22 protein-coding genes and 1 riboswitch are annotated in these 18,702 nt (G+C 41.4%); of the genes, 15 read left to right on the forward strand and 7 right to left on the reverse strand.

Annotated elements, in window-relative coordinates; genetic code table 11:
* The first annotated feature begins 7 nt into the window (after nt 1-7).
* From NSQ54_02055 to NSQ54_02080, 6 genes are all read left to right on the forward strand, one after another.
* On the forward strand, nt 8-646 hold the full coding sequence (locus tag NSQ54_02055) for a hypothetical protein (protein WYP26920.1): 639 nt from the start codon (nt 8-10) through the stop codon (nt 644-646).
* A 138-nt stretch (nt 647-784) separates the two neighbouring features.
* Nucleotides 785-1,153, forward strand: a complete 369-nt coding sequence (locus NSQ54_02060) for a metalloregulator ArsR/SmtB family transcription factor (GenBank protein WYP26921.1) — start codon at nt 785-787, stop codon at nt 1,151-1,153.
* A gap of 2 nt (nt 1,154-1,155) precedes the next feature.
* A complete protein-coding gene (locus NSQ54_02065) occupies nt 1,156-3,279 on the forward strand; it encodes a heavy metal translocating P-type ATPase (GenBank protein WYP26922.1) in 2,124 nt (707 codons plus the stop codon).
* A gap of 74 nt (nt 3,280-3,353) precedes the next feature.
* Nucleotides 3,354-3,482, forward strand: coding sequence for a hypothetical protein (locus NSQ54_02070; GenBank protein WYP26923.1), 129 nt, complete (start codon nt 3,354-3,356; stop codon nt 3,480-3,482).
* 192 nt (nt 3,483-3,674) lie between these two features.
* Nucleotides 3,675-3,965, forward strand: a complete 291-nt coding sequence (locus NSQ54_02075; protein WYP26924.1) for a transposase — start codon at nt 3,675-3,677, stop codon at nt 3,963-3,965.
* Between the two features lie 11 nt (nt 3,966-3,976).
* Nucleotides 3,977-4,864 (forward strand): IS3 family transposase, encoded by an 888-nt coding sequence (locus NSQ54_02080; protein ID WYP26925.1) that lies wholly within the window; start codon nt 3,977-3,979, stop codon nt 4,862-4,864.
* A gap of 622 nt (nt 4,865-5,486) precedes the next feature.
* On the opposite strand, the gene NSQ54_02085 is transcribed toward NSQ54_02080, so the two are convergent.
* From NSQ54_02085 to NSQ54_02095, 3 genes are all read right to left on the reverse strand, one after another.
* Nucleotides 5,487-6,578, reverse strand: coding sequence for a 5-methyltetrahydropteroyltriglutamate--homocysteine S-methyltransferase (locus NSQ54_02085; protein WYP26926.1), 1,092 nt, complete (start codon nt 6,576-6,578; stop codon nt 5,487-5,489).
* A 95-nt stretch (nt 6,579-6,673) separates the two neighbouring features.
* Nucleotides 6,674-6,778: riboswitch (SAM riboswitch) on the reverse strand.
* 71 nt (nt 6,779-6,849) lie between these two features.
* Nucleotides 6,850-7,626, reverse strand: a complete 777-nt coding sequence (locus NSQ54_02090; protein ID WYP26927.1) for a nucleotidyltransferase domain-containing protein — start codon at nt 7,624-7,626, stop codon at nt 6,850-6,852.
* On the reverse strand, nt 7,623-8,783 hold the full coding sequence (locus NSQ54_02095; protein ID WYP26928.1) for a Gfo/Idh/MocA family oxidoreductase: 1,161 nt from the start codon (nt 8,781-8,783) through the stop codon (nt 7,623-7,625). The genes NSQ54_02090 and NSQ54_02095 overlap by 4 nt, the downstream gene beginning before the upstream one ends.
* 233 nt (nt 8,784-9,016) lie before the next feature.
* Here NSQ54_02095 and NSQ54_02100 point away from each other — a divergent pair, with 233 nt between their 5' ends.
* From NSQ54_02100 to NSQ54_02140, 9 genes are all read left to right on the forward strand, one after another.
* Complete coding sequence (locus NSQ54_02100) at nt 9,017-9,649, forward strand: class D sortase (protein WYP28480.1); 633 nt, start codon at nt 9,017-9,019, stop codon at nt 9,647-9,649.
* Nucleotides 9,650-9,715: 66 nt separating this feature from the next.
* Entirely contained in the window at nt 9,716-9,949 is a 234-nt protein-coding gene (locus NSQ54_02105; GenBank protein ID WYP26929.1) for a hypothetical protein, read from the forward strand.
* Nucleotides 9,950-10,164: 215 nt separating this feature from the next.
* On the forward strand, nt 10,165-10,494 hold the full coding sequence (locus NSQ54_02110) for a PadR family transcriptional regulator (GenBank protein ID WYP26930.1): 330 nt from the start codon (nt 10,165-10,167) through the stop codon (nt 10,492-10,494).
* Nucleotides 10,491-11,120 (forward strand): hypothetical protein, encoded by a 630-nt coding sequence (locus NSQ54_02115; GenBank protein ID WYP26931.1) that lies wholly within the window; start codon nt 10,491-10,493, stop codon nt 11,118-11,120. Before NSQ54_02110 ends, NSQ54_02115 begins: the two co-directional genes overlap by 4 nt.
* A gap of 57 nt (nt 11,121-11,177) precedes the next feature.
* Nucleotides 11,178-11,750: a hypothetical protein gene (locus NSQ54_02120; protein WYP26932.1), complete on the forward strand. Its 573-nt coding sequence runs from the start codon at nt 11,178-11,180 to the stop codon at nt 11,748-11,750.
* 61 nt (nt 11,751-11,811) lie between these two features.
* A complete protein-coding gene (locus NSQ54_02125) occupies nt 11,812-12,126 on the forward strand; it encodes a hypothetical protein (GenBank protein ID WYP26933.1) in 315 nt (104 codons plus the stop codon).
* Nucleotides 12,127-12,196: 70 nt separating this feature from the next.
* Complete coding sequence (locus NSQ54_02130; protein ID WYP26934.1) at nt 12,197-12,718, forward strand: DoxX-like family protein; 522 nt, start codon at nt 12,197-12,199, stop codon at nt 12,716-12,718.
* Entirely contained in the window at nt 12,719-13,351 is a 633-nt protein-coding gene (locus tag NSQ54_02135) for a DUF4166 domain-containing protein (GenBank protein WYP26935.1), read from the forward strand.
* Between the two features lie 99 nt (nt 13,352-13,450).
* Nucleotides 13,451-14,236 (forward strand): glucose 1-dehydrogenase, encoded by a 786-nt coding sequence (locus tag NSQ54_02140; GenBank protein WYP26936.1) that lies wholly within the window; start codon nt 13,451-13,453, stop codon nt 14,234-14,236.
* 51 nt (nt 14,237-14,287) lie between these two features.
* Here the strand turns inward: NSQ54_02140 and NSQ54_02145 are convergent, their stop codons facing one another.
* The 4 genes from NSQ54_02145 to ssuD are packed head-to-tail and all read right to left on the reverse strand — an operon-like array spanning nt 14,288 to nt 18,373.
* Nucleotides 14,288-15,097 carry a carbohydrate ABC transporter permease gene (locus NSQ54_02145; GenBank protein ID WYP26937.1) on the reverse strand — a complete coding sequence of 270 codons (810 nt, stop codon included), beginning with the start codon at nt 15,095-15,097 and terminating at the stop codon, nt 14,288-14,290.
* Nucleotides 15,098-15,109: 12 nt separating this feature from the next.
* Nucleotides 15,110-15,976 carry a sugar ABC transporter permease gene (locus NSQ54_02150; GenBank protein ID WYP26938.1) on the reverse strand — a complete coding sequence of 289 codons (867 nt, stop codon included), beginning with the start codon at nt 15,974-15,976 and terminating at the stop codon, nt 15,110-15,112.
* Between the two features lie 22 nt (nt 15,977-15,998).
* Entirely contained in the window at nt 15,999-17,255 is a 1,257-nt protein-coding gene (locus NSQ54_02155; protein ID WYP26939.1) for an extracellular solute-binding protein, read from the reverse strand.
* A 23-nt stretch (nt 17,256-17,278) separates the two neighbouring features.
* Nucleotides 17,279-18,373, reverse strand: a complete 1,095-nt coding sequence (gene ssuD / locus NSQ54_02160) for an FMNH2-dependent alkanesulfonate monooxygenase (protein WYP26940.1) — start codon at nt 18,371-18,373, stop codon at nt 17,279-17,281.
* Nucleotides 18,374-18,702: the final 329 nt, after the last annotated feature.

The raw sequence follows: 18,702 nt of genomic DNA on the forward strand, positions 1-18,702 counted from the left end.
GGGGACGATGAACTTTCTATTACAATACAACTGGGAACTGTTTATTGCTGCTGAAGTGTTATCTGTTGTTGCCTTGCTTTTGTTTGGGGTCACTCGGTATTGGTTTATACAGGGAAGAACCAGTTATTTATTTATAGGGTTATTTCTCCTTCTTCTTGTACTTGAAGCCCTGCTTGGACTCTACGTCTACCAACAGACAGGGGAGATCTCAACTTTTCTCATTATCATCACGTTGTTTGTTCTCTATGCCTGTACCTTTGGTATTTTTGACTTTATCCGATTGGATCGCTGGATGAGAACCAAGATTGGCAAGCTTCGTGGAGTCGAGTTATTGACAGATAAGGATTACAAAAGAATTGAACGGTCAAAAGACCCGAAATACAAAGCGAAGAAATATCGAATATCCTCTACCATCCACCTCATTGTCTTTTTTGCAGGGCAGTTCTTGCTATGGTCATTGGGGACCAGTGGGTTAGATGAAATGATTGGTTATGCTTCAGACTTGTCGTGGATTGAGGACGGTCATTATGAGAATTCTCCGTACCAGAATGAAGCAATGTTTGCAGTTGGGACGATCTGGGGCATCGTATTTGTCGCTGACTTTTTGTATTCATGGTCGTATACTCTTTTTCCAAGTAACAAATAATTCGTAAAGAGCTTTCACAAAAAAGTGAAGGCTCTTTTTTTGCGAAACATTCAAATGATCATTTGTTTATTTGATTGACATTTTCTTGAGTTAAGAATAATATAATAATCAAATAAACATTTGAATGAGGTGTAAGCAATGACATCCGTTAAAGAAACGCAAGATACATGTGAAGTTGTTTCTTTTGAAGAGGAAAAGGTTCAACGAGTAACAGGCTTAGTGCAAAGCGTTGATTTTGTACCCGTAGCTGATGTATTTAAAGCATTATCCGATGTTACACGTCTTAAGATTGCCTATGCGTTGCTACAGGAAGAAGAGCTTTGTGTATGTGATGTGGCCAATATAATTGGGATGACCACGGCATCCACCTCGCATCATTTAAGGCATTTACGCAACTTACGTATTGCAAAAAGTCGAAAGGAAGGAAAAATGGTCTATTACTCGTTGGATGATGAGCATGTCCGCCAGCTGGTGATGATGGCTGTCCAACATAGTCAGGAGGTGTAACGATGAGTGAGCATACAGAATCAAATGTGTACCGGGTTGAAGGATTCTCGTGTGCAGGCTGCGCTGGGACCTTTGAGAAAAACGTGAAAAAGCTTGATGGAGTGTCGGATGCAAAGGTTAATTTTGGTGCCTCAAAGATTACCGTTTACGGTTCAACCAATGTGGCAGAGCTGGAACAGGCTGGTGCTTTTGAAAAGCTGAAGGTGCGACCTGAGCATGAACGGACAGCACCTGGGTCGAACGAAGAACAAGAATTTTCCTCCTTTATCCAAAAGCATATGACTGTAATTGGTTCACTTTTGTTTCTGTTGTTTGGTTTTTTATCTTATGGAGTAAATGGAGAAGACAATCTGGTGACAGTCCTTGCATTTGCCACTTCGATGGTGATCGGAGGATATACGCTGTTTAAGCAAGGGTTACTCAACTTAACGCGCCTTCAGTTTGATATGCGAACATTGATGACCATCGCCGTTATAGGTGCAGCGATCATTGGTGAATGGACAGAAGGAGCCATTGTTGTCATTCTGTTTGCGATTAGTGAAGCACTTGAACGTTTTTCGATGGATCGAGCCAGACAATCCATTCGCTCACTCATGGATATTGCTCCAAAAGAAGCATTGATCAAACGAAATGGCCATGAGATGACGGTTAACGTAGAAGACATACAGATTGGCGACGTGATGATTGTTAAGCCTGGGCAAAAACTCGCCATGGACGGTATTGTAGTCTCAGGTCATTCATCTATGAACCAATCAGCGATTACAGGAGAGTCCATACCTGTTGAAAAGCATATAGAGGATGAAGTGTTTGCAGGAACGTTAAACGAAGAGGGATTGCTTGAGGTTCGTGTAACCAAACATGTAAAAGACACAACCCTTTCAAAAGTCATTCAGCTCGTGGAAGACGCGCAGGCAGAACGGGCACCATCACAAGCCTTTGTTGATACCTTTGCGAAATACTACACACCGGCCATTATTCTGGTGGCCGTACTTGTGGCAGTTCTGCCTCCACTTCTTATGGGAGGAGATTGGCAGACGTGGATTTACCAAGGTCTAGCCGTACTGGTTGTTGGATGCCCATGTGCACTTGTGATCTCGACACCCGTTGCGATTGTAACGGCAATTGGAAACGCAGCGAAACACGGCGTTTTGATCAAAGGTGGCGTTTACCTAGAAGAAATCGGTGCGCTTAAAGCGATAGCCTTTGATAAAACTGGCACATTAACAAAAGGTGTACCTGTTGTCACAAATTTTGTTGAATTAAGTGATGTGGACTCGAGTGATCTCCTTGCGATTGTTTCGGCGCTTGAATCAAACTCACAGCATCCCCTTGCATCGGCCATTGTTCGAAAAGCAGAGGAGGAGCAGGTTTTTGATCGAGATCTGGATGTGACAGATTTTACATCAATTACGGGTAAAGGCTTAAAAGGAATTGTTGGCGGAGTCACTTATTATGTAGGAAGTCCCGCTTTATTTGAGGACCGAGTTGCTGAGTATATGGAACGGATTCAACCATTACAAGAGCAAGGAAAAACAGTGATGGTCGTGGGAACAAATGATGAGATTCTCGCACTCATTGCCGTAGCAGATGAAGTCCGAGAGTCCAGTCGTAGCGTCATCTCTGCGCTTCATGAAAATGGAATCCGCAGAACGATTATGCTGACAGGTGATAATAAAGGGACCGCACATGCCATTGCAAACGATATCGGAATCACTCACGTACGTGCTGAACTGATGCCTGAAGATAAACTCACTCAAGTGAAAGAACTTCAAGCGGAGTTTGGAAAAGTAGCGATGATCGGCGATGGAGTCAACGATGCCCCGGCCCTTGCCGCATCAACAGTTGGGATTGCGATGGGCGGAGCTGGAACCGATACAGCACTTGAAACAGCAGACATTGCGCTGATGGGCGACGACTTAAAAAAATTACCTTACACCGTTAAGCTTAGCCGCCGCGCACTCGCTATCATCAAACAGAATATTACCTTCTCGCTCGGAATTAAATTGCTTGCGCTCATGCTCGTTGTGCCAGGCTGGCTCACACTTTGGATTGCCATCCTTGCCGATGTTGGGGCGACTCTTCTAGTAACAGCGAATGGGTTGAGACTGTTGAAGGTGAAGGAATGATGTGTGTGTGGGTCGGTGGGATCGATGGAGAGAGAGCATGAATCTATGGAGAGGCCGCGGAATCAACGGAGAGGATGCGGAATCAACGAAGAGAGCGCGGAATCGACGAAGAGAGATCTGGAATCGACGGAGAGGCTGCGGAATCAACGAAGAGGCTGCGGAATCAACGAAGAGAAGCTGGAATCAACAAAGAGAGAGCATGAATCAACAAAGAAACGTAGGATCCAAAAGGGTCCGGCGTTTTTTCGATTAGAAAGTCGCTTTACCAAGAACTATAGGCTCTAAACCAAGTTAAACAAACGTTTAATTAAGATCGCGTGAGGTTAGTCTAAAAAGTGGACACGTTAATTTGATTCTTTGTACACTAAATCTAATCTGACAAAGGACGTGTTCCGATGACGAAAAAGTATTCCCTTGATTATCGTGAGTATGTGGCGAAGTTAATCATCGAAGAAGGTAAAAAGGCGAGCGACATGGCGTATGAATTGGAAGTTCATGTGTCCTCCATCCACCGCTGGGTTCAAGATTATAAGAAGAAACAAGAAAAGCCAAATTCAGGTGATTATTTGACGCCGTCCGAAGTGGAAAAGTTAAAAAAGCATCATGAAAAGGAAATGCTCTCTCTTCGAGAGGAGAACGAGATCTTAAAAAAGGCCATGCACATCTTCACGCAAAAGCCCAAATAAAATTTCATTTCATGGATGCTCATCAAGATGAACATTCCATTGTGAAGATGTGTTCAGTCCTTCAAGTCTCGACCAGTGGATTCTACAAGTGGAAAGCCAAGCTACGTGGTGGGAAAACAGAGAGTGAAAAACGTAAAGCGAACTTAAAAAAGAAGATTAGTCAGTCGTTCCATGAGAGCTTGGCCACGTACGGAAGTCCTCGTGTCCATCAGGATTTAATCGAATGGGGCTATGTGATTTCGCAGAAAACGGTGGCGCGATATATGCAAGAAATGAAGGTCAGCGCAAAACCTAAAGCTAGATATGTCGTCACAACGGATTCTACGCACACTCTACATGTGTATCCCAATCTGCTGAAGCGAGTGTTTGAAGCTGCGTACCCAAATGCCATATGGGTAACAGATATTACGTATGTCCGGACTTTAGAGGGCTGGTTATACGTCGCATCCATTATGGACCTGTTTTCCCGAAAAATTGTGGGCTTGAATATGAGTAACTCTATGGGAAAAGACCTTGTGTTACACGCTCTTGAGCGTGCGATAGCGACTAGACGCCCCCCGGAGGGGCTTATCCATCACTCTGATCGAGGATTTCAATATTGTTCGAACGAGTACATTGAGGTACTGACTCAAGCGAAAGCCACCATAAGCATGAGCCGAAAAGGCGATCCTTATGACAATGCGTGTATTGAATCGTTTCACGCAACCATTAAAAGAGAACTTATTTATCGCTTTCGATTTCAAACAAGAAACGAGGCGATGAAATCTATTCATCATTATATTTATAGTCGATACAATGAAACGAGAAGGCATTCCACTTTGAACTATCAATCCCCGAACCAATTTGAGAGAACCTATGCCAAAAGGATTAATCATGACTCGCAAAAAACAATTAGTTAGACAAAAGTAAGTTATCCCCCGACTTTTAGATAAGATCTCATCTGTCGAGGTAGAGCCAGTAATGTAGGCTTTGAGAGAAATCACTCTTACTTTTTAGTGTCCACTTTCTTGACAGAAGACCACGCGGACCCGTTAGCAAGAGCTTCATCCATTATACTAAGAGCAGAGAGGGGTCCACCAAGAACGAGGGCTCAATACTAAGAAAAGTAAGCCCCTTACCAAGCACCTATAGCAAGACCCCCGCGAACCATTACCAAGACCCATCCGCAGCTTAGCAAGACCTTTCCTCGCTCAACCAAGAACTAAGAGGTTTATAAATCATTTCCAGTATGTTAAATTCGATGTATCCTAATTTCCATATAAAGGAGGTGGGGCTACTTATGAGACTTCTCAAAAATCGTTATATCAAGTTTTTCCCGATAGCCTATCTAGTATATTTTGTTAATAGTTTACTATGGAAAATGTGGAGGGGGGAGCCACTAAATATTCAAGGTACACTTTCCGAAACATTTTTCTATTCGCTCTTTTTTATTGGTTTCATGTGGTTTTTCGAATGGGCAAAACCACCTCCAAGAAAAGAAGACCCCTAACCTCGCAAAAGGTAGGGGTCTTCCATATATCCCTAGCCTAAAAGCTCTTTAGAAAGGTCTACAACATATTTTAGTTTTTCCCACTGTTCTTCTTCTGTCAAAATGTTTCCGTGGTGAGTGGAGGCAAAGCCGCATTGTGGGCTTAGGCAGATTTGATCAGCGGATACGTATTGTTTGGCTTCTTCTAGTCGTGCTTTAATTGTTTCTTTATCTTCTAGCTTACCGTGCTTTGATGTGAATAAGCCAAGTACGACTTGTGGTCCGCCGTTTGGAATGTGCTCTAATGGCTCAAAATCTCCAGAGCGATCATCGTCGTATTCTAAAAAGAATCCGTCTACTTTTTCTTTCGCAAATAAGGTTGGAGCAATCTTCGCATAGCTGCCTTCGAATGCCCAGTTTGAACGATAGTTTCCACGGCACAGATGTGTTGTGATCACTAGATCTTCTGGCTTATCTGCGAGGACGCTGTTAATGACGTGCAATGCTAGATCAATTAACTCCTGGCGATTTAGACCACTGTCATTAAACGGAATGTGCTCTGAGTTTAAGCCGGCAATGTACACATCATCTAATTGAAGGTAACGGCAGCCTGCATCGTAAAAAGCCTGAACCGCGTCACGGTATGTTTGGATGACATCATTTGTGAAATCATCTAGATTTGGATAGATCTCTACATTGCGAATGCCTGCATTAAATAATTGATTGGGACTCGGAATGGTCTGCTTCGCTACTGCACGATCGCCAACAATCTCCTTGAACTCAATAAATTCTTTAACGTGTGGATGGTCTGGATTAAATGAAATTTTTCCTGTTGCACGTACATCGTATGCTTCCGTTTCTTCTCCTTTAAACTTATACCCGTGTTCTGGAACGTAGCCCTCTACACCTGTTAAGTGCTCTAGGAAATCGGTGTGCCAGAATCTGCGTCTGAATTCTCCGTCTGTAACAGCTTCAAGGCCCACTTCTATTTGCTTATCAACCGCTCTTTTGATTTCAGTTGTTTCGATGTCGTAAAGCTCCTGTGCTGTGATTGTGCCTTCTTTGAAATCTTTTCTCGCTTGATGAATGCTTTCTGGGCGTAATAGACTTCCTACGTGGTCTGCTTTGAACGGTGCGTTTGTCATGGTTTTCTCTCCCCAATTCTCTCTATTTTTTTCTACTAAAAAACCCCTCTTCAGTTATAAGAAGAGGGGTTCGAGTATCTATTAATCGACTGCTCTTCTTATCTTTGTAGTATCGCAACTACAGGAATTGGCACAGTTCTTGAATTAAGTCTGTTGCCGAGGTTTCAAAGGGCCATTCCCTCCACCTCTCTGGATAAGAAACAATTACATTATTCAGTTAATATATTGACTATACGACTTTTAGTCGAATGTTGTCAATATGTTATTTATATTATGAATCTTTACCCATTGAGAATCCTTCAAATAAAAATCCTCCAAGTGGTTTATAGATATCGTTGGCAAATTGAATAAATGGCTCTTTATTTTCATCACGATAAAATGCGTCTAATGACTCGAAAAAGGCATCAGCTAGCTCTTTATCGTACGCATAAAAGGCCCTTGATAAACCTTTTCCTCTACCTGACCATTGATTATTTAACCGTAAGATAAAATCAGGTAACTCAAGTGACAATTGATTCAATGTGATCAGGGATTCTTGTTTATGTTTCGCATCACAAAAATCATCGACTAAGTCTCCTATAAAGTATCTGGATGCATTGATATAGGCTGTGTTCAAAGGGAGAGGACCGTCCGAGACATGTCTATTTGCAGCATCCAAAATAGCACTATACGACTCATGTTCTTTGAGTAAAATTCCTTCTTTTATCATGTTCCCTAAAATGGGTCGACCAATTTCTTTTTCCCGCTTGAAATCTTCTACATAAGAGTGTTGATTATGGATAAAGGCTTCCACTCGTTTTCCCTCATATGTAAAGCTCTCTCTATATGGAGGTAGTTGTTCATCAAATATAACAAGATCTAAATCAGACGTAGGTGTTTCCTCTCCTCTAGAAGCACTGCCAGCAAGTATAGCCGATTGACAGGATGGAAAGATTTGATCGACAAACGATTTGGCGGTCTGTTGAGCGTGGCTGGGCATAGTGTGTTCTCCTTTAATTGGAATTAATTCCATCATATCAAACCCAACCACACAAATCCTACCATTCATCTCGAATCAAACTCTCGCCCTGTGGTGATCTCTTCTGTGTCAAAACGGTCGACCGTGTTTGTTTTTTCATAGAAATAGGTTGTGTTTTTTAAGATGCTTTCTTTTGTATAAAAGGTGTCACCAGGCTGTATGGGAAGCGTAACAGTCCTTTTCTCACTGGCAGATTTATAGATGGCTGTGATAAGTTCGAGTGTGCTTCTTCCTTGATAGCCGTCTACTAATACTGGAGCATCCTCTTTAATCGCGGTAAGCATGTTATGAATCTGTCCAACATGTGCAGTGTGTTCTAGCTCTGGTAGTTGGTCAAAATACGAGGAGATCTCTTGTTCTGTGTTCAAATCTTTCACCGGAAAACCATTGGATGCGGAAGTGGAGGCGTGGATACGCCAAGGCACGGAGATGCGAGCTTTCTCGCCTTGGAAGACAAGCTGCTGCTCTTCTCCATGGTGAACAACTGAGCTTGTTACTTGTGCAATTGAACCATCATCATATTTAAGAAGAGCCACGGAAAGGTCCTCGATTTCTGCGTTGTCATGGGCCGTGTTACTCATGATGGCCGTCACTTCCTTGGGCATTCCATTCATCCATTGCAAAAGGTCGATATGATGCACTGCATGGTTTAACGTACAGCCTCCGCCTTCGTTTGCCCACGTTCCACGCCACCAAAGGTCATAATAGCAATGACCACGCCACCAATAGGAATCGACTTGACTGTGAAGGACTTTTCCAATTTTCTTTTCTTCTAAAAGTTGTTTGACCTTCATCATGGGTGTGAGGAAACGATTTTGAGCAATGACAGAAAGGATTCGGTTGTATTTCTTTGATGCACTCAGAATTTGATCACACTCTTCTAGTGAGGAAGCCATTGGTTTTTCAATTAATACATGTTTTCCAGATTCCATTAATCTGACAGCGAGCGGGGCATGAGTGGAGGGGGGAGTACATATCGACACAAGGTTAATCTCAGGATCGAGACAAATGGCTTCGACATCTTTTACAGTGGCATCAATGAGTCCGTACTCTTCTATCTTTTCTTGTGCTTTAGGTAGGTCCAGGTCACTTAGTGCAGTAATGGTACAAAGGTTAGGAAACGCTTGATAGGCTTTAATATGAGCAGGGCTAATGGCACCTGTTCCGATCACAGCTACTCGGATCAAACAATCAACTCCTTTTTAATAAAGCGCTTACTTTACCCAAAGCGTATGGGTTACTCATGCTAGAGTCAACATCATTCATTTAAGAGGACTATCCTGTATCATTTGAACCCAAAATGAAGCACTTAGAGATAAATGGAATTCATCCTTTAGAAAAGTAGGAAAAGCCTCTATACTAAATATAGGTACCTGCACAAGAATGATTGATAAGGGTAGAGGTGAAGCGCTTGAGAATTGTGTACAGTGCATTAATCATTATTGGGTTAACGATGACAGGATACTTTGGTTTCCAATGGATAAATGGAACACAGGCAGCAGAACCAGTCAGTCAGGAAGAATTAAAGCAGATAGAAGAGGCAAAAAAGGTAGTTTCTGATTCTGAGGAGAAGGATGTAATAGAAACAGAAAAAGAGCTACAGGCAGATCCCATCATGAGTGATGAAATCGAGTTATTTGATGTGGGATCGGAAATGTCACGGCTGATCATCCCAAAAATTGAGAAGTCTTATAAAACGTATTGGGGCGCAGATGATGCGACTTTGAAACAAGGAGTTGGAATGTACGTTAGTCAATGGACGACGACGCCCGATCAGAAACGCCATACGGTAGTAAGTGGACATCGTGATACGGTCTTTTCTGAATTAGGAACACTTAACGAGGGCGATGTACTGTACTTGGAATACGAAGGACAACGGTATGAATACGAAATTGCAGAGATTTGGATTACAGATGCAGATGATCGGACGGTAATTGTCGATAAGGACGAGGCCACGTTGACACTTACAACTTGTTATCCATTTGAGTTTTTAGGGAGCGCCCCTGACCGGTATATCATTCAATCAAAGCTAATAGGACAGACAGAGTTATAGGATGCGATTATAAATTCTTGAAACCTTTTTTATCCAATCTCGTAAATGGGCTTAGGAGGGATCGTTATGAAGAAACTAATTGTATTTGTACTGAGCTTCTGCACTTTATTTATTGTTTTTCAGATCGTGTCAGGATGGGCTTTGACATGGATGGACACACCTTCGCATACGATATCAGGGGGAGCGTCTACTGTTGAATTTGGAATGGTGAGCCTTCCGTTATGGTTTTCATTAGCAGCTGCAATTGGGGCGTACTTCATCTCTAACAAAATTCGTACTCGTCAACAAACAGCTCACTAAGGAGAGGTGCCATGTCTATTATGTTAAACACGATGATTTTGCTTGGTGGCTTACTTGGCTTTGTCTTTATCATAGCGATTGTAGTAGGGATTGTGATTGCATCGAGAAAGAAATGAACATCTTGGCGTGAAGCCGGATGTTTTTTTATTTTGCTTGCTTTGTGCTTTCCAATTGTTTACACTTAATATACCCATTAATTCTAGGTAGGTGATTACATGTTTAATCGTGAATTGCTAAAAGGAAGTACGTCTTTGCTTGTTCTTCAGCTTTTAGAAAATGAAGATATGTATGGATATCAGCTTGTGAAGGAAATGAAGAAACAAAGTGAAGAGACGCTTGATGTAAAGGAAGGGACGCTCTATCCTGCCTTGCATAAGCTTGAAGAAAAGGCGTGTATTAAGTCCTACTGGAAGGAACAAGACAAGGGACCTGCGCGCAAATATTACGCGATTACAGATGAGGGAAGGTCTGTTTTATCCTCAAAGACAAAAGAATGGAATTCCTTTGTGAAAATGGTTAATCGGTTTTTGGAGAAGCCATTATGAGCATCGAGTCTTATCTTAACGACTTACGTTTGGAGCTTCATAAGCATCCAAATAGTGAAGACATTATTCTTGAGTGCAAAACAGTTATGGAAGCGAAGCAGCATGAGCTTATGCTGGCAGGAGAATTGCCGCTTAATGCAGAGAAAATGGCAATAGTAGAATTCGGTAGCCCAAAAGAGGTAGCTTATTCATATAATCAAGCTTCCTCAAGCACACATTTTTTAAAATCTATGGTTTCAATTAACTATTCTCTTTTCATAGTAGGAGCATTGCTCACGCTTTTTTACACAACTGGTTTCACAGATCTAACGAATGTATTCTGGGAACAGTTAGTGCAATGGAAATGGATTATCTTGTTGGCTTATTGCTGGTTACAAGGCTTGATGTATTTCAAGCACGGGTACTCCTTTGGATTCAAAAGATATCGTGAAAACCGTCAATATGTGTTCGTCGCTTTACTTCCGAATTATCTTTTAATGATGTCGGTTTTATTTTCCGGAACCTTTAATGCGTGGTTTTCGCCTTTATTAAATCCATCATTTTTGTTTGCATGTATTTTTGCCACCATTGCATTTTATCCAATGAGTCAGTTGGCTGTACGTATGGGGGTCTTACATTCTATTTAGACCCCTTTTTTAATTATATACCTAGTTTTACTATGTAGACAAAGGAGTGCTTACTAAATGATTGGATTTCTAGCTTTGATTCTGTTCATTATAACAATTCCATTACTACTTGGAATCATCCTTTGGAGACGTTCCAAAGTAATTGCTTTATTCTGTGCCCTACCAACTCTATTGGTCATTCTTGTCCCTGTTGGCTGGTATGTTTACGCAACGAATGATTACTTTGTAGAAACAACCGACTTAGAGGGTGAGACAGCATTAGGACTACAATTGTTTGACACTTATTCTGATGAACGAGTGGAACACCTTGGAACATACCAACTAAGAGATCATGTGGATGATGATACGTATCTTTTAGAATTTAATGAAGCATGGATAACGATAGATGGGAAGCATGAAATAAGTAGATTAGAGGTGTATAAAGAAGGAGAAGAAACGAGCCGGGGTGTAGCGGTCGGTGATGACTTACAGAAAGCAAAAGACCTCTATGGCAACAATTTTGCAAATGATTTTGAGCCTTGTATGGAGAGTTGGATTTTCTACGTAGACCGAGAACGAAAGATGAGGCTGGAATTTGTATATGATCAAGATGACCGAATTCAGCAAATTCGGTTACTTGCAATGAAATGATGTATCCTTTCATAACCAATCCGATTCACGTACAATGAAACCAAAAAGGAGTTCACTCCAAATGAAGGCTAAACCGATCTATGTTGAACTGCCAATCGAGGCTCCTCTAGAAGAAGTTTGGCAGGCCACTCAAGAGCCGGAGCGTCATCAGCAATGGGATCTGCGGTTTTCTTCGATTTCCTACTTACCAAAAAAAGAAGGTGAGCCACAGTCCTTCTTGTATGAGACAAAGATTGGACTTGGGCTAAGGATAGCTGGGTGGGGAGAGAGTGTAGGAGAGCTTAAAAAGAAACGGATCAAGAACCTCATCCTTACGTTTTGGGACGGACCAGAAAATCTCTTTAATTCGCGAGGGAAGAGGATATTGGAAGTATGAACAGCAATCTTCCACCACTACATTCCTTACTCAATATGATTACGATGTACGGTATGGCTTTGTAGGTAGGGTGTTTGATCGATGCTGCTTCCGCCCGTTAATTGGTTGGGCTACGGCATTAAGCTTTGATGTGTTAAAGCGCTCTATTGAGAAGCATGAATCACCGAAATGGCAGTTTACACGCTTCTTTTTAAGTATGAGTATGGTTCTATTATTTAGCTTCATTTGGCTTTACCATGGACTTGTTCCTAAGATACTTCTTAAGCATCCAGATGAGGTCATGATGATTGAGAAAGCATTAGGAATTAGCGGGAATTCAGCCGGTTTCGCTGTAAGTATCGTTGGATTTCTTGAGATATTCTTAGCTGCTATGTGGCTATTTTACAAGAATAAAAGGCATTTATTTTTCATCCATATGTTCATTTTCCCTTTACTCTTGCTATCAGCCATAATCGTTGCCCCTCAATCCTTAGGTGATCCGTTTAATCCAGTTACATTTAATGTGGCATTGATGACCTTGTCAGTAGTCGGCTTTTATCTATCTAAAGATCTTCCCACCGCGAGAACGTGTCGACGCAGGAGGAAAAAGTAAATGTCCATTTATCAGAGGTTTTTAGATGATTCGTTTGAAAAGCTGCATCCAAAGCTTCAGGAAAGATATTCGTTTCAAAGGGATGGAATGTTTCAAGGAAAAGGAACAATGACTGACATTCAGGGTGGAAGACGTTGGATGTACCCATTTCTATTACTCTTAACAAAGTGGAAATTTCTCTTTCCGGAGAGTGGCAAACAGATTCCTTTTGAAATTAAGAATGTTGCGTATAGAAGGCCTGATGGGATGGAAGAAGTAAAGTGGGAGCGCATGTTTCATTTTCAAAACGTAACGAGGCATTTTCATGCATTCATGACAATCGACCCAACAAGAAAGATTGCGCGGGATTATTTGGGAGAGCCCTCCTTATTTTATTCAGATCTCCTGTTTACAGTGACGCCAGAAGGTAACTTGAGCATAGTGTCTGGATCTCAGAAGTTGGTTTTAGGAAAGGTAGAAATCCCTATTCCATCTATTCTTAAAGGGAATGTCGAGGTCTTAGAAGGATTCGATGATCAGATGCAGGCTTTCACCATTGAAGTAAAGATAAGTAATGCTCTGCTAGGAAATGTAATGAGTTATAAAGGATCCTTTGTAGAAGTAAATAATGAAAAAGGTAAAGAATCTGAATAAATAGTCCGATATAAATAAAGCCTAAGCATGATTCTTGATTTTAATTGGGTATAAAGTCATAATCAGTATGAATAAAAAAAGAAAGAAGATGAAGCGAAAATGAGTACTCGTTACGAAGGTAAAGTGGTTATCATCACAGGAGCTGGATCTGGATTAGGTCTTTCAGCAGCATTGTTACTAGCTAAAGAGGGCGCTAAGTTATCACTAGTTGATTTAAACCAAAAATCACTTGAAGCAGCTAAAGCACAGATTCTTGAAGAAACACCAGGTACTGAAGTACTTCTTATCACAGCTGATGTGGCAGATGAAGAGGCAGTTAAGAACTACGTAGATGGTACAGTGAAAACCTTTGGAAAAATCGATGCATTTTACAATAACGCAGGAATTGAAGGGAAACAGGCACCTGTAGCTGAATATGATAGTGAAGTATTTAATAAAGTAACAGACATTAATATAAACGGTGTATTTTATGGTATGAAGCACGTGTTACCGGTTATGAAAGAACAAGGGTATGGTTCGATCTTAAACGTAGCATCTGTTGGAGGAATCCGTGCGGTTCTTAACCAAGCAGCATACGTTGCAAGTAAGCACGCAGTAGCAGGCTTAACGAAAACAGCTGCGATCGATTACGGACAATATGGAATTAGTGTTAATGCAATCGCACCAGGTGTAATTCTAACAGCAATGGTAGAAGGATCATTTAAACAAATCGGTGGAGACAACTGGGAGCAAGCAATGGCTGACTTCGTAAGTGTGAACCCGAAAAAACGTTTTGGTAAACCAGAAGAGGTTGCTCGCGTTGTTGCTTTCTTACTTTCAGGGGAAGCAGAATTCGTGAATGGACAAGTTATTGCCATTGATGGCGGACAATCTTCACAATACTAATCTTATCCATAAAAAAATCCACTTCATTTGAGGTGGATTTTTTTATTTTTATTATCCCTTTACACCACCAGCAGCCATTCCTTCGATAAAGTATCGTTGAAAGATAAAGTACATGATAACAATCGGTAGGGAGGATAGAACAACCCCTGAGAATAACAGCGGATAATTGGTCGCATATTCACCTTGGAAATCAAGCAGAGCGAGTGGCAGGGTTTTGTATTCGTTTCTGGTTACAAACAAAAGCGGATAGAATAAGTCATTCCAACTCATAACCATTAAGAAGGTCCCTGTTGCAGCAAGTGAAGGCTTGGACAAAGGAAGTGCGACCCGTACATACGTTAAAAAGTGGGAGGCACCATCAATGGAGGCCGCTTCAAATAGCTCTTTTTGAACCGTTCGCATGAACCCGGTTAAGATTAGTACAGCAATCGGCATCGTGGAAGCGATGTTCACCACGATGAGGCCGAATAATGAATTGGTTAATCCTGTTTTGTACATGAGGTCGTATAACGGAATCATATTCACCTGAGCCGGAACAAACATACCGAGCAAAAAGAAACTAAAGCCAAGACGTGACCATAGTGGTTTTAGTCGGACAAGTGCATAGGCCGTGAGACTACCAAACAGAAGTGTAAGAGCTACAGAGAATGACGTAACAATGACACTATTGGCAAAATAATAATGCAGACCATTTTCTTGAATAATGGTTATGTAGTTCGTGAGCGCCCAGCTCTCGGGTAACCCTAAAGGGGCATCATACATATCCGACATGGTCTTAAAGGTTGTGAGTACTAGACCCGCTAACGGAATGAGTATGATCAGCACTGCAATGCTTAGAACGATTCTGCGTATTCCTTTCATCCCAATGCCTCCTTATGAACGCTCTGTTCGTAGTAGTCTGAATTGCAAAAATGCGATGAGGGCACTGATTGCCATAAGAAGAACGGCTGCAGCAGAGGCATATCCAAACTCATAACTTCTAAATGCCCTCGTGTAGATGAACGTGGCCAGTATTTCCGTTGAATAGTTAGGACCTCCACGAGTCATTGCATAAATCAGATCAAATGCTTTAAACGTCTGGACAGTTGTAAATGCAATAACGATCGTCGTGGCAGGGGCAAGCATTGGCCATGTAACAAAACGAAATGATTGCCAACGGCTCGCTCCCTCAATACGAGCTACCTCATAAAGATCTTTAGGAATGGCATGAAGTCCCGCTACAAATAAAACGATCATCTGACCCGTATGGAACCAGACCTGAGTGATTGAAATAGAGTAAATCGCAATATTCTGATCACCAATCCAGTTTTGCTTGAGGGAACCAAGTCCAATCGAATCAAACAATTGATTTAATAGACCAAGAGACGGGTCGTACATATAGGCCCAAATAAATGCAACAGACACACTGGATAGAATCGTTGGAAAAAAGAATAACGCGCGAAGTCCTACATTCACAGGGCTATTCTTAATTAGAAATAAAGATAGAATTAACGAAAACAAGGTTTGAAAAATAACAACCACGAGCATGAATTTAATATTATTCGTAATGGCAGTGTGAAAGATCGAATCCGAACCAATTAAACGCGTATAGTGATCAAACCCAACAAAAGAATATTCGCTTGTTAAGCCATCCCAGTCTGTAAATGAATAGAAAAACGTATTCAGCGTCGGCCAGAAGCTGAATACGCCATAGATAAGCAGACTAGGTAGCATAAAGAAGAGCAGCATTTTATTTCTCATAGTAACTCCTTATGCATCTGATTTAGTCAATGTGTTGATCAATGATGCCTTGTGCAGAAGCAGCTGCATCTTCTGGATCTGTGCCGGCAAGCACATCCTGAATGGATGATATTAATGCCTGTTCCACATCCGCATTTGTGATGAGGAAACGTGGCTGAAATCTTGTGTTTTTATCCATCCACTCAGCTGTATCACGTAATTCGTCTGTTTCATAATCTAATTCTTTAACTGTCAAATGTTGACCAGTAGCATTTGCGTATTCACTTGCTGGTCCATTTTCAGATAAGAATTCAATGAACGCTTTTGCTTCCTCAGGGTGCTCAGATTGACTATTCACACCAAGCATAAAGGTTGTTGTATGAATGCCTTCATACGTAGCTTCCGATTCATCAACCGTAATCGGTGCAAGGAGCTGAAGGTTCAAGTCTTCATTTTGTTCAAGTAATCCAGCCATGGCATAGGAGCCAGTTGCAAGCATGGCCGCTTTTTCTTGAGCAACCAAAGAGATGGCCGCTGGGTGTTGGGTGCCTAAAGAGTCCTCTTGAAAGTAGCCAAGATCCTCGAGTTCTTTAAACTGATTAAGAGTCTTAACCCACCATTCATCAGTAGCCTTCACATGTCCAGCTTGAAGTTTTTCAAAAATGTCTTCGTCTGGAGCATTGTTCATCATCATACTGTTCATAAGTTGGCCAGGACCAATATCAGCTCCTGGGAACGCAATAGGGATATAGCCATTATCCAAAAGCGTTTGGCACATCTCTAAGAATGAATCCCAATCTTGGGGGATGTCTAAACCTAGTTCTTCAAAGATATCAACGTTATAGACGGGTTGATTAAAAACTAGCTGATAGGGGATGGCGTACTGAACACCATCTTTTTGACCAGCTTCAATTAAGGAATCCTCAAAACGATCTAAAAACGGTTCATCGCTTAAGTCAGCAAATGCATCAATCTTGTTTAACGCATCAAATTGAGCTCCGGGGAAAGAGGTAAACACATCCCCTGTGGATCCATCTCTTACCAATGTTTGCGCTTGCGACTGATACTGATCTGAAGGGTAAATGTTCATATCAACAGAAATTCCTGGATTCGCATCTTCGAATTCGTTAATAAGAGAATCAAACGCTTCTTTATCTTCGCCTCTCCAGTGAATAAAACTAATTGTCACATCTGAATCAGATGAACCATCAGTGCCTGATGATAGGTCGGAATTAGCGGGAGCGCAACTAGCTAATACGACTAAAGAAAGCAATCCTAAAATACGCGGTAGAGATTTCATCATTTTCCTACTTTCTATGTTTTTTAAGATGAATAAGCTTTTCCGTACAGATTGGCAGAACGATTTGATTTAGTCGCATCTGGTTTAAGAATGGGGAATAACAATTCAGCGACACGATACGCTTCTTCTAAATGTGGATATCCGGACATGATAAAAGAGGTAATGCCCAGCTCCTCATATTCACGCAGCCTCGCAGCGACCGTTTGTGGACTTCCGACTAATGCCGTCCCGGCGCCACCTCGAACTAAACCAACGCCAGCCCATAAATTAGGACTAACCTCCAGCTCCTTACTAGACGTTAAGCTAGCCATTCTTTTTTGACCTTCAGATTCAGCTTCACCGAATGCCTTTCGCGCACTAGCAATTTGTTCTTCAGAAACATAGGTTAATAGCTTTTCTGCAGCATCCCACGCTTCCTCGTCTGTCTCCCTAACAATAATATGTATTCTCATTCCATAGCCAAGTTCTCTACCTTGATAAGTAGCGAGTGTTTTAACTTGATCAATTTTTTCCTTTGCCATCTGTGGTGGCTCGCCCCACGTTAGATATTGATCAATATGTTTGGCTGCAATATCGAGCGCTGGTGCTGATGAACCCCCAAAGTATAAAGGAATTGGCTGGTCAGAAGGTGGATAAAGAACTTCAGCATCTGTCACTTGAATGTGTTTCCCATTAAATGTAACTCTTTCCCCTTTGATCAACTCTTTAAACACTCTTAAATATTCATCTGTCGCCTCGTATCGCTCATCTTTTGATAAGTAGACTCCGTCCCCAGCTAACTGCTTAGAGTCCCCACCAGTAACGACGTTTAATAAAAGTCTTCCATTTGATAAGCGTTGAAAAGCAGATGCCATTCTAGCTGCTACGGTAGGAGACATGATGCTAGGTCTAACGGCGATTAAAAATTTCAAACGTTCTGTCACTTGAGTCAAGGCAGAAGCAACAACCCAGGGATCCTCACATGTTTTTCCTGTGGGTACAAGCACCCCTTCAAAACCTAAACGATCAAGCGCTTGGACGATCTGAGTGTAATAGCTGATGTTTCCTTCACGAGAAAGATGATCCGTTCCTAAATAATGTCCGTCCCCATCAGTCGGTAAAAACCAGTGGAAATCCATGTTCATACCCTCCCTATTAGTAAAGAAGACACCATCCCGAAAAGGATGGTGTCTTCAGGTATCTAACTATACATTTCAATTTTCTTAACATTTACAGAAATTATAAAACCTTTATATCTGATAAGTCAAGTAGGTATTAAAAGAGATGTAAGATAAGTAAGCCCTTTCTTTTATAGAGCAGTATTTTTAATTTTGATGGTCTATTAAATCATTTATGTATATTTTTTATGTCATTTGTTCTTGCTTTAGTAGGCAGAAGAAGGTTCACAAGTAAGACCGCTCAATACACTAGTATGTAAGAATTGTTATTAGTAGATAGGAGAGATTAT

This window comes from Alkalihalobacillus sp. FSL W8-0930, from assembly GCA_037965595.1.
Classification (GTDB): domain Bacteria; phylum Bacillota; class Bacilli; order Bacillales; family Bacillaceae_D; genus Alkalicoccobacillus.

Coding starts and splice junctions, on each gene's coding strand:
- NSQ54_02055 (WYP26920.1), top strand. CDS start 8: ATGAACTTTCTATTACAATACAACTGGGAACTGTTTATTGCTGCTGAA.
- NSQ54_02060 (WYP26921.1), top strand. CDS start 785: ATGACATCCGTTAAAGAAACGCAAGATACATGTGAAGTTGTTTCTTTT.
- NSQ54_02065 (WYP26922.1), top strand. CDS start 1,156: ATGAGTGAGCATACAGAATCAAATGTGTACCGGGTTGAAGGATTCTCG.
- NSQ54_02070 (WYP26923.1), top strand. CDS start 3,354: ATGCGGAATCAACGAAGAGAGCGCGGAATCGACGAAGAGAGATCTGGA.
- NSQ54_02075 (WYP26924.1), top strand. CDS start 3,675: ATGACGAAAAAGTATTCCCTTGATTATCGTGAGTATGTGGCGAAGTTA.
- NSQ54_02080 (WYP26925.1), top strand. CDS start 3,977: ATGGATGCTCATCAAGATGAACATTCCATTGTGAAGATGTGTTCAGTC.
- NSQ54_02085 (WYP26926.1), bottom strand. CDS start 6,578: ATGACAAACGCACCGTTCAAAGCAGACCACGTAGGAAGTCTATTACGC.
- NSQ54_02090 (WYP26927.1), bottom strand. CDS start 7,626: ATGAATGGTAGGATTTGTGTGGTTGGGTTTGATATGATGGAATTAATT.
- NSQ54_02105 (WYP26929.1), top strand. CDS start 9,716: ATGAAGAAACTAATTGTATTTGTACTGAGCTTCTGCACTTTATTTATT.
- NSQ54_02110 (WYP26930.1), top strand. CDS start 10,165: ATGTTTAATCGTGAATTGCTAAAAGGAAGTACGTCTTTGCTTGTTCTT.
- NSQ54_02115 (WYP26931.1), top strand. CDS start 10,491: ATGAGCATCGAGTCTTATCTTAACGACTTACGTTTGGAGCTTCATAAG.
- NSQ54_02120 (WYP26932.1), top strand. CDS start 11,178: ATGATTGGATTTCTAGCTTTGATTCTGTTCATTATAACAATTCCATTA.
- NSQ54_02125 (WYP26933.1), top strand. CDS start 11,812: ATGAAGGCTAAACCGATCTATGTTGAACTGCCAATCGAGGCTCCTCTA.
- NSQ54_02135 (WYP26935.1), top strand. CDS start 12,719: ATGTCCATTTATCAGAGGTTTTTAGATGATTCGTTTGAAAAGCTGCAT.
- NSQ54_02140 (WYP26936.1), top strand. CDS start 13,451: ATGAGTACTCGTTACGAAGGTAAAGTGGTTATCATCACAGGAGCTGGA.
- NSQ54_02145 (WYP26937.1), bottom strand. CDS start 15,097: ATGAAAGGAATACGCAGAATCGTTCTAAGCATTGCAGTGCTGATCATA.
- NSQ54_02150 (WYP26938.1), bottom strand. CDS start 15,976: ATGAGAAATAAAATGCTGCTCTTCTTTATGCTACCTAGTCTGCTTATC.
- NSQ54_02155 (WYP26939.1), bottom strand. CDS start 17,255: ATGAAATCTCTACCGCGTATTTTAGGATTGCTTTCTTTAGTCGTATTA.
- ssuD (WYP26940.1), bottom strand. CDS start 18,373: ATGGATTTCCACTGGTTTTTACCGACTGATGGGGACGGACATTATTTA.